Genomic DNA, 14,451 nt, shown 5'->3' with positions numbered 1-14,451 from the left:
GTTGTTTTTAGTCAAACCAAAGCTAAAAAGGCCGTTTTCCCAACAGATAAACTGGTGCTTATGCTATACTTTATCCTGCTAATACTGTTATAAAGTTGATAGTATCGTAAGCCCCTGCCTTATGCGCCTAGCTCCTTTGCTGCCGGCCCACCACCGCCTCACCACTGCTTGGTTTCACGGCTGCTGGCTCTACGGCAACTTACTTATCGGTCTAATTTGGGGGCTGCCTCATCTCACCTGGCAGCGCAGCCTGGCGTCGCTGGGCCTAATGGTGCTCACCGTAGGACTGGGCCACGCCGTGGGGCTGCACCGGGGCATCATTCACCGGGCTTTTCAAACTTCTCGCTTCTGGCGCGGCACACTGGCTTACTTAAGTGTGCTAGCGGGCCTGGGCGGGCCAGTTTCATGGCTAAAATCGCATTACTACCGCGACTACTGGCAGAACCAGCCTACTAGTCCCGCCTACTTCCGCTACGACCATTCCATCTGGCAAGATTTCCATTGGAACCACCACTTGGCCTTGCACTCGGCCGATGATGCCCGCTACGACATCCCGCCCGCCGACCTGCACGACCCATGGCTTGTATGGCTCGAAAAAACCTGGGTGTTGCACGTATTCGCGCTGGCTGGGCTGGTGTGGTGGGGCTTCGGCTTTGAAGTGATGGCCGCCGTCGTGTGCCTGCGCATCGCCCTGGCGATGCTCGGCCACTGGTTTGTGACTTACGTGTCGCACACCTCGGGCTATGCCCACTACCACGTAGCAGGCGCTAGCGAAAGCGGCTACAACAACCTGCTGCTGGGGGTGCTCAGCTTTGGTGAGGGATTTCATAATACTCACCATGCCCACCCGCGCTCAGCTCGTATGGGCACCGCTTGGTATGAACTAGACTTAGGCTGGCTGCTGGTGCGCGGCATGGAGATGCTGGGCCTCATTTGGGCTGTGGAAGCCGCCGGCCGCACCGCCACCCAGAAACCCCAGGCGCAGGTGCAGCCCACCCGCCGCTGGCCCTGGGCAGCTTAGTCAACCAACTAGTAGTTCTTAAACGCTAGCCCCCATGCTTTTATCTACCTCCTCTACTGAACGGTGAGCACCACGCCTGTTTTTCCTACCCGCATGGGCAGCACAAAGGTTAGCCAACGCAACGGCCGTCAGAAAGCTAAGGTCACCAAAACGGCTGTTTCTAAGCACTGATAACTCAGGCTAGCGAAGAACATTTTGGCGCGCCTCAGCTTTAAAAGCTGTACTCACTTTGCAAGCAGTCCTTTCGTATGTCCTCCGCATTCCGCCGTGTTTTTCAAGTTATTGATGGCAACAAGAAGCTCGTCGGCGACGGCTTCGACGTGACCAGCCCCATGCCGGGGCCGCGCATTCGGCAGCTTAGCCCCTACCTGCTCATCGACCACATTGGGCCAATGCAGATTGCGCCCACCGACACGCCGCTGGGCTCGCCACCCCACCCGCACCGCGGCTTCGAAACCGTGACGGTGGTGTACGACGGCCACTTGGCGCACCGCGACACCGCCGGCCACGACGGCAGCATTGGCCCCGGCGACGTGCAGTGGATGACCGCCGGCGCCGGCCTGCGCCACGCCGAGATGTACGACCGCGACTTTGCCCGGCGCGGCGGCACCCTAGAGTTGCTGCAGCTGTGGGTGAACATGCCCAAGGCCGACAAGCTGGTGCCGCCCAAGTACCAGGAGCTGCGCGCCGCGGCCATTCCGAGCGTGCCGCTGCCCCAGGAGGGGGGTAGCCTCCGCGTGATTGCGGGCAGCTACGGCGGCGCCACCGGCCCGGCCGATACGTTTTCGCCCATCACACTGCTCGATTTGCACTTGAATAAGGGAGCCGATTTTGTGCTCACCCTACCCCCCGCCTACAACGTAGGCCTCTACGTAGTGCGCGGCGCGGTACTGGTGAACGGCGACCGGCCCGCCAAAACCCAGCAGCTCGTGGTGCTGGGCTGGAACTCAGCCGATGTACAAATCACGGCTTCTGAGGACAGCCTCGTGCTGGTGCTGGCCGGCGCCCCCATTGAGGAGCCGCTCGCCACCTACGGCCCCTTCGTAATGAACACCAACGAGGAGTTGATGGCCGCCATCGCTGACTTTGAGAGCGGCAACATGGGCAAATTTCCGGAAGACGAGTAAGCCTTTTGCTGTTTTAACTCTTTCATAATAAGCCAAATAAAGAACGTCCTACTGCGCAAAGCGAAGCATTGCTACTGTATCCTTGAAAGGTGCGGTAGAAATACTTCGCTTTGCGCAGTAGGACGTTCGTTTTTAGAAGTATAGCCTGCTTTCTTAACTGCAGTATGAGTAAGCTCGTCGTAACCTGCTTAGGACGTATGGGGTAGGTAGGGTTTTACTTTATTTCCTATTCTTGCATGAAAGACGTTTTTGCCACCGCTGCTTCGCGCCGCGAGTTTGTTCGCTTGCTTTCGCTGGGCGCGGGGGCGGCCTTGCTGAGCCCCGCGGCGCTCGCCGGCCCACCCGAGCGCAAGCTGGGGGTAGCGCTTCTGGGGCTGGGCAACTATAGCACCGGCCAGTTAGCGCCAGCTTTGCAGCAAACCAAGTATTGCCGGCTGGCGGGGGTAGTAACTGGGTCGCCGGCCAAGGCGGCGCAGTGGCAGAAGCAGTACGGCCTGCCGGCCAAAAATTGCTACGACTACACCACCTTCGACCGCATTGCCGACAACCCTGACATCGACCTTGTGTACGTGGTGACGCCCAATGCCCTGCACGCCGAGTACGTGGTGCGGGCCGCGCAGGCGGGCAAACACGTCATTTGCGAGAAGCCCATGGCAACCACTGCCGCCGATGCGCGCCGCATGATTGCGGCCTGCGATAAGGCCGGCAAAAAGCTGAGCATCGGCTACCGCCTGCACTTCGAGCCGCACAACCAGGAAATGATGCGCCTGGGCCAGCAGCAAGCCTACGGCGCAGTGAAGCACCTAGCGGCCGACAATGGTTTTAAATTCGATAGCAACGGCACGCCCTGGCGCGTCAATAAAAAACTGAGTGGCGGCGGGCCGCTCATGGACATGGGCATTTACTGCCTGCAAGGCTGCATTTATACCAAAGGCCAAGTGCCGATAGCGGTTACCGCTAAGCTGACACCCGAAACCGGCACTGGGTATTTTAAGGAGGTAGAGGCCGGCGTGAATTGGCAAATGCAGTTTGCCGATGGGTCGGTGGCCGACTGCCGCACCAGCTACGCCCAAAATATGCAGGGCCGCCTGCGTGCCGAGGCGGCCAACGGTTGGTTTGAGTTGGAGCCGGCTTTCGGGTACGGTGGGCTGGCCGGCCGCACCAGCAAAAACGACGGCAAGCTCAACCTGCCCAACATCAACCAGCAAGCTGCCCAAATGGACGATTTTGCCGACTGCATCCTGCACAATAAGCCTACCCGCGTGCCCGGCGCCATGGGCCTGCGCGATGTGCAACTGCTCGAAGCCATCTACCGCGCCGCCGAAACCGGGCAGTCGGTTTCGACCAAAGACGTGGGGCAGCTCGTTGACCACCCTACCCCCCGTTAAGGAACTAGCGCCAAAAACAGCACGTCATTTCGCGCTTGCCGAGAAATGACGTGCTGTTTTTGGCGCTAGGTTTTTCTGACAAGTACTGCGTTACCTGGCCGGCACCGGAAACCGCGCAAATACGTCGGCTACTCCCTTGTCTATCTGCTTGGCGGCCCGGCTGGGCGTTTGCGATAAAATGCTGGTTGTAGTGCCTTGCCACACCAGTTCCTTGCGCGCAGCATCAACTAGCTCGATGGTCACGGTGCCATCTTGGTAGGTGCCCGTGGCCACCTCGCCGGCCTGCCAGTGGTAGTTACGCTGGCCAATGTAGTAGGGCGCGCCATCTTGCCGAAAGTTGGTTTCGCGGGTTTGCACGCGCTGCTGCGTCACGAGGCCCAGGTTCACCCACAGGTCGGGCTTGTCGGACTGCTGAAAGCCGCGGGCGGCCAGCTCGCGCGTCACGGCGCGCTTCACATCAAAGATATTGGAGCTTGAGTTCTGAAACGCCGAATCGTTGCGGGCCACGGCATCCATGAAGTTGTACGTCTTGTACTGCGTCAGATTTACGCCCGGCCGGCTGTCGGTTTGCGTGTGCTGCTCCGCCGAGCAGGCGCCGAGCCCTAGGGCCAGCACGAGCAGGGGCTTCTTCAGAAAATGGAGGGGGGTAGGCATGGCGGAGCGCGGATAGTAAGGGGTGAAAAAAGCAACCGTACCCCGCCCTTACGCTAGTTGGGTGGCGCATGTTAACGCAAGTCGGCGGCACCGCTGGGGGCTACCCCACCAATGCCGCCGGCCTTACCTAAGCCAGCCCTGCCCCAGGGGCGGCAGCTAGCTTGTAAACTGCTAAAAAATGCCCCTTACTTAATTTTATCCAGCGAGGCCATGTCCTCAGCCGAAAGCTGAATATCAGCCGTTTTCATATTCTCCTCCAGGTGCTTCACCTGCGAGGTACCCGGAATAAGCAGAATGTTGGGCGAGTGGTGTAGCAGCCAGCTCAGGGCAATTTGCTGGGGCGTAACGCCGTGCTTCTGGGCTACTTGGTCGAGCGCGGCAAGCGCACTCTTATTGCCGCCCGCCAGTGGATACCACGGAATGAAGGCCATGTGCTGCTCGCGGGTGTAGTCGAGCACCGGCTCCCACTTGCGGTTATCGACGCTGTACATGTTCTGCACCGACACGATTTCGACGTACTCCTGGGCTTTTTTAATCTGGTCTACGTCTACTTCCGACAAGCCTATATGCTTAACAAGGCCATCCTGCTGCGCCTTTTGCAAGAATTTTAAGGTATCCTCAAATGGCACATTGGGGTCTACGCGGTGCAGCTGGTACAAGTCAATCTGGTCGAGCTTGAGGCGCTTGAGGCTACCGTGCAGCGCCTCTTCGAGGTGCTTGGGGCTAGAGTCGATAGGCCATTGGTCGGGGCCGGTGCGCAGCAGCCCGCCCTTCGTACCAATCACGAGGCCCTGCTTGTAAGGGTGCAGCGCTTCCGCAATCAGTTCCTCCGACACGTTGGGCCCGTAGCTGTCGGCAGTATCAATGAAGTTGACGCCCAGTTCTACAGCGCGCTGCAGCACCCGAATAGATTCGTCGTGGTTGGCAGGCGGGCCCCAAATGCCTTTGCCAGTAATGCGCATAGCACCATAGCCCAAGCGGTTAACCGTGAGGTCGCCGCCAATGGTGAATGTCGTGGGGTAGGAAGCGGTGGTAGTTGCCATTGAAATCGAGAGTTTAAGCAGCGCCAAATTGCCTGGCGGTTGGTAATTACTACCTCCTACCCCCTATTGTTTCAGCAAGCTGGCGGCGGCGATTAAGCCAGAATCAACGGCCGGTTATCTAAGGTGCGCGGTATGCATGCAGCCATTAGAGGAAGCCAATAAATTGCCTAGGCGGTTTGCATTTGACAGAAATCTATGTACTATGCCTGCGTTTCTCATTGATAGACAAACCATTATAAATAATGCATCAACGTTGCACATTAACTTCAGGTTGATTAGACCAGATAAAGCAACTATGTTGCATAAATAGAAAATAAGCTAAAAAAGCTCCCCAGCAAATGGCTGGGGAGCTTTCGTGTCCAATCAGTTGAGAAGAAATGCCTTGCTGTAGTGCCGCTGTCCCGACTGCCACGCCGTGGGTTTGCACCCTTCCCCTAGGGCAATGCGATGCCGGCGAAGGAGCCGTTCAGCACCCCCAGGACTGGAAATGTCGCCTGAAAGGTGCCGTCTACCGTGCGCGCTTGGGTGCTGAAAGTAGTAGTACCAGTAGCTGGCGCGGCAGCTACCCCATCGAGAGTGGCGCTTAGCAAATTGGTGGTATACACTGCCGCAGTACCGCTTCTGGTGAATCGCAGCGTCAGGGCTTTTCCACTGGTCAGCTTCCCGGAGATAGTGAGATTTGTGGCACCGGTTTGATAATTATAATTTACTACCTGCGCCTCCAGCAAGTTGTAGCTCGGCGCGCCCGCTTCGGATACTTGCACCGTAATGGACGATTGCACAGGGGTTGTTGGCGTGGGCTGGGGGTCGTCGGAGGAGGCAGAACCACAGCTGGTGCACAAGCCTACAAGTAGAATTGCTCGCCACAGGATATTTGTATTCATCTCGAATTCAACTCTTTAGTAAACATAGAAAATACTGAGTAACCCAGGCTTTAAGTTGACTTCTTTTATTCTTCTAAAAAAGGACAGCGCCCCGCAATGCAGTAAAGAGCATTGCGGGGCGCTGGCGTTACTTAAAAGGTCTTGTTCAGCGCCTTGTCAAGCGTCAGCTCGGCCATTTCGCGCACGGCCTGCGCAATGCCAGCGGCGTCGAAGCCACACTCTTTGTAGAGCTGGTCCTGGGTGCCGTGCTCCACCACGCGGTCGGGGATGCCGAGGCGGCGCACTGGCAGGTGCTGGCCATTCTCGCTAAGAAATTCGAGCACCGCCGAGCCAAAACCACCGGGTAGGCAGCCGTCCTCTACCGTGACGATGGCACGGTAGCGGCGCGCCACGGCGAGCAGCATTTCCTCGTCGAGCGGCTTGCAGAAGCGCATATCGTAGTGGCCCACGTCGAGGCCTTCGGCGGCCAGGGCGGTGGCGGCTTTCACGGCGTAGTTGCCGATGTGGCCGATGGTGAGGAGGGCTACTCCTCCTTCTTCGCCCTCGTGCACCACGCGGCCCGTGCCCACAGCCACGCGCTGCAAGGCGGTGCGCCACTCGGGCATCACGCCCTCGCCGCGGGGGTAGCGAATGCTGAACGGCCCCGCGTTTTCGGGTAGCTGGGCCGTGTACATGAGGTTGCGCAACTCCTGCTCGTTCATGGGCGCGGCCACCACGATGTTGGGGATGCAGCGCATATAGGCCAGGTCGTAGCAGCCGTGGTGGGTAGGGCCGTCGGCCCCGGCAAAGCCGGCGCGGTCGAGGCAGAACACCACGTGCAGGTTTTGCAGCGCCACGTCGTGCACCACCTGGTCGTAGCCGCGCTGCATAAACGACGAATAGATATTGCAGAACGGCACCAAGCCCTGCGTGGCCAAGCCGGCCGAAAACGTGACGGCGTGTTGCTCGGCAATGCCCACGTCGAAGGCCCGCTCGGGCATGGCGGCCATCATGATGTTCAAGGACGAACCCGAGGGCATGGCCGGCGTCACGCCCATTATTTTGTCGTTGGCCTGAGCCAGCTCCAGCAGCGTGTGGCCGAACACATCCTGGTATTTCGGCGGCTGCGGCTTGTCGGGGACTTTTGTGAAAATCTCGCCCGTGATTTTATCGAACAAGCCCGGCGCGTGCCACAGCGTCTGGTCTTTTTCGGCCAGCGCATAGCCCTTGCCTTTCACCGTGACGCAGTGCAGCAGCTTGGGACCCGGAATGCTCTTTAGGTCGTTTAGCACCGCCACCAAGTGCTGCACATCGTGCCCATCGACGGGGCCGAAGTAGCGGAAATTCAGCGCCTCAAACAGGTTGCTCTGCTTCATAAGGGTAGCCTTCATGGCGGCCTCCACTTTGCGGGCAATTTGCTGGGGGTTAGGGCCAAACTTCGAGAGCTTGCCCAGCACGTTCCATAGTTCGTCGCGCACTTTATTGTAGGTGCGCGACGTGGTGATATCGGTTAGGTACTCCTTGAGCGCGCCCACGTTGGGGTCGATGCTCATGCAGTTGTCGTTGAGCACAACAATCATGTTGTTGTTGAGCGCGCCGGCCTGGTTGAGCGCTTCGAAGCTCATGCCGGCCGTCATGGCTCCGTCGCCAATCACGGCAATGTGCTGGCGGTCAAACTCCTTCTTATAATCCGAAGCCACGGCCATGCCCAGCGCCGCCCCAATGCTGGTGCTGCTGTGGCCCACGCCGAAGGCGTCGTATTTGCTTTCCGACATCTTCGGGAAGCCCGACATGCCACCGTAGCGCCGGTTGGTAGGAAAGCGGTCGCGCCGGCCGGTCAGTATTTTATGGCCGTAGGCCTGGTGGCCCACGTCCCACACCAGCTGGTCGTAGGGCGTGTTGAAGACGTAGTGGAGGGCTACCGTTAATTCGACTACCCCCAGCGAAGCGCCAAAGTGCCCGCCGTAGATGCTAACCGTATCAATAATAAACTCGCGCAGCTCGGTGCTGACTTGGACTAATTGCTCGGGAGCAAGCTTCTTAAGGTCGTCGGGCGAGTGTATCGCCGCCAGCAGCGGGCCGGGTTCAATTATCATCGGGACAAGCAGAAAAGAGGTCGCGGTGAAGAACCGCCGAGTGGGCTAAAAGATTGGTTAGCCGACCTCAAAGGTACGACAAGCGGGGGCCGGCGGTTGTAGGCAGTGGCGCCAAAAAATTCACCCCTACCTCACCCCCGAAGTCGGCGGTACAGCTGCCTTAGTCGGCGGAAGCAAGGTTTCGGCCGACCATTTGCCAAAAATATGGGTTAGATGTGCAACTATTGCCGGCGATTTACGCACTTTGGCCGTTATGAATTTTATGAAGAAGTCTACTTTTCCCACCACGGCCTGGCTAGCTGCGGCTTTAGCAGCCAGCCCTTTACTGGCGTACAGCCAGGCAGGCGGCCGCCCGGCGACTAGTGCTGCCGCCCCTACCCCCCGCGCCAGCGGCCGCCTCACGGGCACCGTAACGGACGCGGCCACGGGCAAGCCGGTTTCCTACGCCACGGTCAACGTCATCAATCCCGCTACGAATAGCCCCGTGAACGGCGGCGTGTGCGGCGACGACGGCAAGTTTGCGCTACCCGGCCTGCCGGCGGGCACCTACCGCATCGAGGTCAGCTTCTTGGGCTACCAGACGCAGGTGCGCAATGGGATAGTTATTCCGGCGGGAGGGGGCAATGTAGCCCTGGGCACGGTGGCGCTGAGCGCCTCGGCCCAAAAGCTGGGCGAAGTGGTAGTTACCGGTAAAAAGCCCCTCATTGAGGAGCGCGTAGACCGCACTATCTACAACGCCGACGTGGACAAAACCACCCAGGGCGGCGACGCGACCGACGTGCTCAAGCGCGTGCCGCTGCTGAGCGTGGACCTGGATGGCAACGTGAGCCTGCGCGGCTCGAGTAATATTCGGGTGCTGATTAACAACAAGCCCTCGACCATTGCGGCGAGCAGCGTGGCCGACGCGCTGAAGCAGATTCCAGCCGACCAGATTCAGACGGTGGAGGTGATTACTTCGCCGTCGGCTAAGTACGATGCCGAGGGCTCGGGCGGCATTATCAACATCGTCACGAAGACAAACAACCTGAAGGGCGGCTCGCTGGGCATCAACACCAGCGCGGGCTTGCGGGCCAGCAACCTGGGCCTGAACGGCAACTACCGCAACAACAAGTTTGGGGTGAGCCTGGGCGGCTTTGGGCGGGCCAGCTACAACCAGCCGGGTAGCTTCGACAACTCGCAGACCAGCGTGGCCCTGGCCAGTAACACGACCGGCACCACGACTACAAAGGCCGGCGACCGCACCACGGTGGCGCAGAGTGCCGACACCCGCCGCAACGACGCCTTTGGGCGCTACACGCTGGGCCTCACCTACGACTTCGACAAGCACAACTCGCTGGCCGGCTCGCTGGCCTACGGCATTCGCAACGCCGACAACTACCAGGATGGCCTGCTCAGCCGCATTGGCACCAATGGCGGCTCGCTAGTCGCCAACTCGCTACGCGATGTGAAATCGACCACCAACTCGAACACCATCGACGCCAGCCTCAACTATACCCATACCTACCAGGTAGAGCAGCGCGAACTGAGCGTGCTGACGCTCTTCAGCCGCAACAACCAGACGAACGACTTCACCAACAGCGTTTTCGACCCTAGCGACTTGTCGAAAAGCAAATATGTTGGCCAGTTGGGCAACAACAACGACAGCTACAACGAGGAATACACTGGCCAGATAGACTACCAAACGCCCACCGTCAAAAACCAGCTCCTGGAGTTGGGCGCCAAGGACATTGTGCGGCGCGTAAACAGCGACTATAACTATTTCTACGACGCGGTACTGGCGCCGCAGGCTGGTTCCCCGTCGCTCAATAACTCGTTTCGCTACCGCCAGAACGTGACCGCCGCCTACGCCACCTACACCATCGGGCTGCCCAAGGGCTTCACGGTGAAGCCGGGCGTGCGCTATGAGTATACCACTATTTCGGCCGATTTCACCAATGGACTGGGCAAGGTTACCCAGCCTAGCATTCCCGACTACGGCATCGTAGCGCCAAGCATTAACCTCTCGCGCAAGCTGGAGAACGGCAACGTGCTGAAGCTGTCGTACAACCTGCGTATTCAGCGCCCGTCGTTGCAGTTCCTGAACCCCAACGTGCAGGCCAGCAACCCGCTGAATGCCTCGGCCGGTAACCCCGAGCTGCGCCCCGAAAAAACCAATAACTTCGAGTTAGGCTACAGCACTACCGTCAAGGAAAAGGTAAACCTGAACTTGACGGCCTTTATGCGCAGCACTAACAATGCCATCCAAACGGTGCGCGTGCCGCTGCCCGACTCGCTCAACCCCAACAACATCCAGGGCGCGCTGCTGAGTACTTTCCGCAACGCGGGCACCGAACGGGCTTACGGCGGCAGCTTATTTGCCGGGGCCAACACGGGCAAGCTCTCGCTGAATGGCAGCGTGGATGTGTACTACGCTGTGCTGCGCAACAACGACGCCAGCACGCTCTACAACTCTAGCAACCAAGGCTTTGTGGTGAATGCCCGCGCCTTTGGCTCCTACGACCTGGGTAAGAGCTACTCGTTGCAACTCTTCGGGTTCTACCGCGGCCAACAGGTGCAGTTGCAAGGCACCCAAAGCGGCTTTGGCATCTACAGCCTAAGCTTGCAAAAGAGCTTCGCCGAGAAGCGGGGTAGCATCGGCTTCGGCGCTGAGAACTTCTTTACCGGTTCCATCCGCATCCGCACCGACGTAGCCACGCCCTACGTGGACAGCTACGCTTACAATGGCACAAATGTGCCCATCAATGGCTCGGTGCTAAGCCAAAATAGCTCGAACGTTATTCATAACCTGAACTTCAAAATCAACTTCAGCTACCGCATTGGCAAGCTGACTGCTGGCGACGCCCCCCGCCGCGGCAAGGGCGTGAACAACGACGACCTGAAAGAAGGTGGCGACAACGGCGGCGGCCTCGGTGGCGGAGCCGAACTCGGCGGCGGCGGCGGCGGGGCAGGCGCCGGCGGTGCGGGCGGCCAGGGTGGTGCTCGCTCCGGCGCTGGGCAGCGTTCTGCGGGGGCCTACCCCGGTGCTGGCCAGCGCCCCGGCGGCGCCCGCCCGGCTGGCGCTACCGACTCGACGCGACGCGCCATTCCGGCCGACTCGCTGCAACAGCTACGCAACCAGGCTACCCAGCCCGACAGCGCCGCTGGCCGCCCGGCCAACACGCCGGGCACCATGGCGCCGGCATCCACTACGCCCGGCGTGGCCGTGCCCGCTACCCCCACCGACAGCACCACGACGCGGCCTACCCCCTCGCCGGCCGTGAAGCCCAAAACTTCGGCCTCGCCGGTGGGGCCGCCCTCCCCGGGTACTACCTCGCCGGGCGGCATCACGCCGGCGGGCAGCCCAGGCGGGCGCCCGTAGCTGCTAGGTAATCAGCTTCTTTAAGGAGGCCCGCCGTTCCGAGTTGTAGCTTGGGGCGGCGGGCCTCTTGCGTGGGGCCTCCCGCCGGCCGCGTGGCGAAGTACTACTTTTACCCAGCCTATGAAGCCAACTGCCCCTACCCCCCCTTTAGCTGCCGACCAAGGCACCGACTTGCTGCGGCAGCTACGGCCCGCGCGCATTATCTGGCCGGTGCTGATTGGGTTGGGGGTCGTAGGGTTTTTATTTTGGCGCTCCTACACGCCCGGCAGCCTGGCGCCGCTGGCTAATGCCAAGTGGCAGTGGTTGGTAATTACGCTGCTGGTACTGTGGGCCCGCGACCTTGGCTATATCTACCGCATCCGCTACATCGCCGAGCGTGAGCTGAGCTGGCGGCAGTCCTTTGGGGTAATTGTTATTTGGGAGTTTGCGTCCTGCGTGCTGCCCTCGGCAGCGGGCGGCACGGCCGCCGCGCCCGTCATTCTCACCAAAGAAGGCATTCCGCTGGGCAAAGCTTTGGCCTACACTCTTGTTACGGCCTTGCTCGACAACTTGTACTACGTGCTGATGGTGCCGCTGGTGGTGTGGCTGGCGGGCGCGGCGCTCTACCCCCACGGTTTGCAATCGGCCTTTGTTTCGACGCTGCGGGTGCTGTTTGTGGTGAGCTACGTGGCCGTATCGGCCTACGCGGGCCTGCTGCTTTACGCGCTGTTTGTCAATCCCTTTTCGGTGCGGCGCCTGCTGGTGCGGCTGGCTTCCTTCCGGGCGCTGCGGCGTTTTCGGCCCCGCGCCTACCGCCTCGGCCAAGACATGGTCAATGCCTCGGCGCAATTGCGGGGTGCGGGCTGGCTATATTGGTGGCGCGCCAGCCTTAGCACTGTCTTCGTCTGGACGGCCCGCTACGCGGTTATTGGCTGCCTTATTGCCGCCTTTGTGCCCATGACTACGGGCGAATTCTTGTTCATTTTTGCCCGCAATATCACCTACAAAGTGGTGCTGTTATTGGCCGTCACGCCCGGCGGGGCCGGCATTGCGGAAGGCGCTTTTCCAGTCTTCTTCGGCAAGTTTATTGGCACCGCCGCCATGACCAGCTTCATGGTACTGCTCTACCGCATCGTTACTTATTATTTCTACTTAGCCTTGGGCATCAGCTTTTTACCACGCTGGGCGGCGCGGGTATTTGGCTTAGCTGCCCGGCCAGCTCCAAAGGCATAGGCCCAGTTAGCCACCTAGGTTACCCCATCCCTAATACTACCACAAAAAAGCCCCGCACCTAATTAAGGCGCGGGGCAAGGCTGGGCATAGGCCCGGGACAATCAGAGGTAGCTTATTCAGCTTCCAGCATGAGCTTGGCACCGCTCGTGCCTACCAGCGTCAATTTCTTCTCCGTTAGGGTTTCCACGTTGAACGTATTCGACGTGCCAGCACCGTCAGGGGTCAGCGTTAGGGTTTTAGCGCCCTGGTCGAAGGCAAATTTGCCCTGCACTGCCCCGGCAGCGCCCGTCATGGTGTAAGTGTTATTGGAGAATACATGCAACGACTCTTCTTGTTGCGCGTCTGTTTGTTTCACTTTATCGCCGGCTGCATCGGTTTCTTTAGCGGTTTTCCACACTTTGCCAGTGGTGCCGTACAACATGTTTACGCCTTCTACTTTGCCTTTGTCGTTACCACATGCAGCAGCTACAAACACGAGGGCAAAAACGCAGAGCAGCGAAGCCAGGTAGGGCCGAAGGGCCAAAGAAAATTTAGTCATGAGTGAAAAGAGTAGGAAGTGTTAAGTACGTTTGCGCTCAGATTGGTCGCGGGTCTGCTTACGCGCCTGATTTTTTTTGGTTATCTGCCACAACTTTTGCCCGGCCTTAGCGTAATAATCACTGCAAACCAAGCTGTTAATCGGGTTTCCCGACACTGCTAGGTAGCTGGCCCTCAAGCCACACCGCGTTTTTGTTTTTACTACAAACCCTTTGCAGCCATGGGCTTACTAGATTTCTTAACTAACGACGGCGATAAAAAGCCCGTTGAAACGCCCCAGCCAGCCGCTGGCGCTGGCACTGACTTCTTTGGCAATAGCACCACTCCCGCTGCCACCAGCGGCGAATCATACACCGTAGTGAGTGGCGACTCGCTTTCTAAAATTGCTAAAAACCACTATGGCGATGCCGCCAAGTGGCACCAGATATACGAGGCCAACAAGGCCATCATCGGCAGTAACCCCGACCACATTGAAGTGGGCCAGGAGTTAACCCTACCTAGTCTCTAGGTACTTTTTGCAGAAAAAAGGTGAGAAAAGCCACTCCAAGCTTGGGGTGGCCTTTTTGTTTTTTAAGGGGGTAGGGCGCTATCCTCTCACCGCCATCCTGTTTTTTTGGCGGAAAGTTGTAAAATTATTTGCCGTGTATATCTTTGCCGGCACCAACTTGGTACTCCCCCGCGTGCGGTGGGGCAGTTAGTTTAAGTTTTATACAGAAGCGGCGAGAGATTAGGCTCCGTGACCCGCTGGCAACCTTCACCTGCTGAAAGGTGCCAATTCCTACCCCAGTGCCGCTAGCTAGCGCGCCGGGGGGCTATAAATCGAGTGCCATGCTTTACTCCCTGCTTTCTACTTGCTACGCCGCCTGCCGCTTCACTACCCGTGACGCTGGCTTTATGGCTATTTCTGCTCGCCAACCGGCGGCAGCGGCGCACCTTGCGCCAGTCGGCCGAATGCGGCTATGTTGTTGTGCGAGCTGTTGTTGCTAGGGCTAGTTATTAGCCTAGCGGCTCTTTTTCTTATTCGTGGGTACTGGCTTGGCCAGTTTGCAGGGCACTTTAGGGCCACCAGTAGCTAAGGGATACGTATTGTTCTCCATGAGAAGCAACTCCTTGACTAGCTGCACATTGCTGAAATAGCTATTCAAAACCTGG

At 59.0% G+C, this 14,451-nt stretch carries 11 protein-coding genes and 1 riboswitch; of the genes, 6 read left to right on the top strand and 5 right to left on the bottom strand.

The genetic code is table 11. From position 1 onward, the window contains the following. The first annotated feature begins 121 nt into the window (after positions 1-121). From GO988_RS09520 to GO988_RS09510, 3 genes are all read left to right on the top strand, one after another. Positions 122-1,021 carry a fatty acid desaturase gene (locus tag GO988_RS09520; protein ID WP_157564586.1) on the top strand — a complete coding sequence of 300 codons (900 nt, stop codon included), beginning with the start codon at positions 122-124 and terminating at the stop codon, positions 1,019-1,021. Positions 1,022-1,269: 248 nt separating this feature from the next. After that, positions 1,270-2,148, top strand: coding sequence for a pirin family protein (locus GO988_RS09515; RefSeq protein WP_157564583.1), 879 nt, complete (start codon positions 1,270-1,272; stop codon positions 2,146-2,148). Between the two features lie 236 nt (positions 2,149-2,384). Then, complete coding sequence (locus GO988_RS09510) at positions 2,385-3,536, top strand: Gfo/Idh/MocA family protein (RefSeq protein ID WP_157564580.1); 1,152 nt, start codon at positions 2,385-2,387, stop codon at positions 3,534-3,536. Positions 3,537-3,626: 90 nt separating this feature from the next. On the opposite strand, the gene GO988_RS09505 is transcribed toward GO988_RS09510, so the two are convergent. The 4 genes from GO988_RS09505 to dxs form a co-directional block, all read right to left on the bottom strand. Next, positions 3,627-4,190: a DUF4136 domain-containing protein gene (locus tag GO988_RS09505; protein ID WP_157564577.1), complete on the bottom strand. Its 564-nt coding sequence runs from the start codon at positions 4,188-4,190 to the stop codon at positions 3,627-3,629. A 185-nt stretch (positions 4,191-4,375) separates the two neighbouring features. Then, positions 4,376-5,233, bottom strand: coding sequence for an aldo/keto reductase (locus tag GO988_RS09500; protein WP_157564574.1), 858 nt, complete (start codon positions 5,231-5,233; stop codon positions 4,376-4,378). A 434-nt stretch (positions 5,234-5,667) separates the two neighbouring features. Next, complete coding sequence (locus GO988_RS09495) at positions 5,668-6,015, bottom strand: hypothetical protein (protein WP_157564572.1); 348 nt, start codon at positions 6,013-6,015, stop codon at positions 5,668-5,670. Between the two features lie 233 nt (positions 6,016-6,248). After that, entirely contained in the window at positions 6,249-8,192 is a 1,944-nt protein-coding gene (dxs, locus tag GO988_RS09490; RefSeq protein WP_157564570.1) for a 1-deoxy-D-xylulose-5-phosphate synthase, read from the bottom strand. Between the two features lie 262 nt (positions 8,193-8,454). Here dxs and GO988_RS09485 point away from each other — a divergent pair, with 262 nt between their 5' ends. Continuing rightward, on the top strand, positions 8,455-11,550 hold the full coding sequence (locus tag GO988_RS09485) for an outer membrane beta-barrel family protein (RefSeq protein ID WP_198172604.1): 3,096 nt from the start codon (positions 8,455-8,457) through the stop codon (positions 11,548-11,550). Positions 11,551-11,670: 120 nt separating this feature from the next. Beyond that, entirely contained in the window at positions 11,671-12,762 is a 1,092-nt protein-coding gene (locus tag GO988_RS09480; protein WP_157564564.1) for a lysylphosphatidylglycerol synthase transmembrane domain-containing protein, read from the top strand. Positions 12,763-12,874: 112 nt separating this feature from the next. Here the strand turns inward: GO988_RS09480 and GO988_RS09475 are convergent, their stop codons facing one another. Further along, a complete protein-coding gene (locus tag GO988_RS09475; protein ID WP_157564561.1) occupies positions 12,875-13,300 on the bottom strand; it encodes a hypothetical protein in 426 nt (141 codons plus the stop codon). 219 nt (positions 13,301-13,519) lie between these two features. On the opposite strand from GO988_RS09475, the gene GO988_RS09470 reads away from it, so the two are divergent. Beyond that, positions 13,520-13,807, top strand: coding sequence for a LysM peptidoglycan-binding domain-containing protein (locus GO988_RS09470; RefSeq protein ID WP_157564558.1), 288 nt, complete (start codon positions 13,520-13,522; stop codon positions 13,805-13,807). A 195-nt stretch (positions 13,808-14,002) separates the two neighbouring features. Then, positions 14,003-14,120: riboswitch (SAM riboswitch) on the top strand. Positions 14,121-14,451 lie beyond the last annotated feature (331 nt).

The sequence above is a fragment of the Hymenobacter ginkgonis genome (genome assembly GCF_009755225.1).
GTDB lineage: Bacteria > Bacteroidota > Bacteroidia > Cytophagales > Hymenobacteraceae > Hymenobacter > Hymenobacter ginkgonis.
This window is presented reverse-complemented; position numbering and strand designations above follow the sequence as displayed.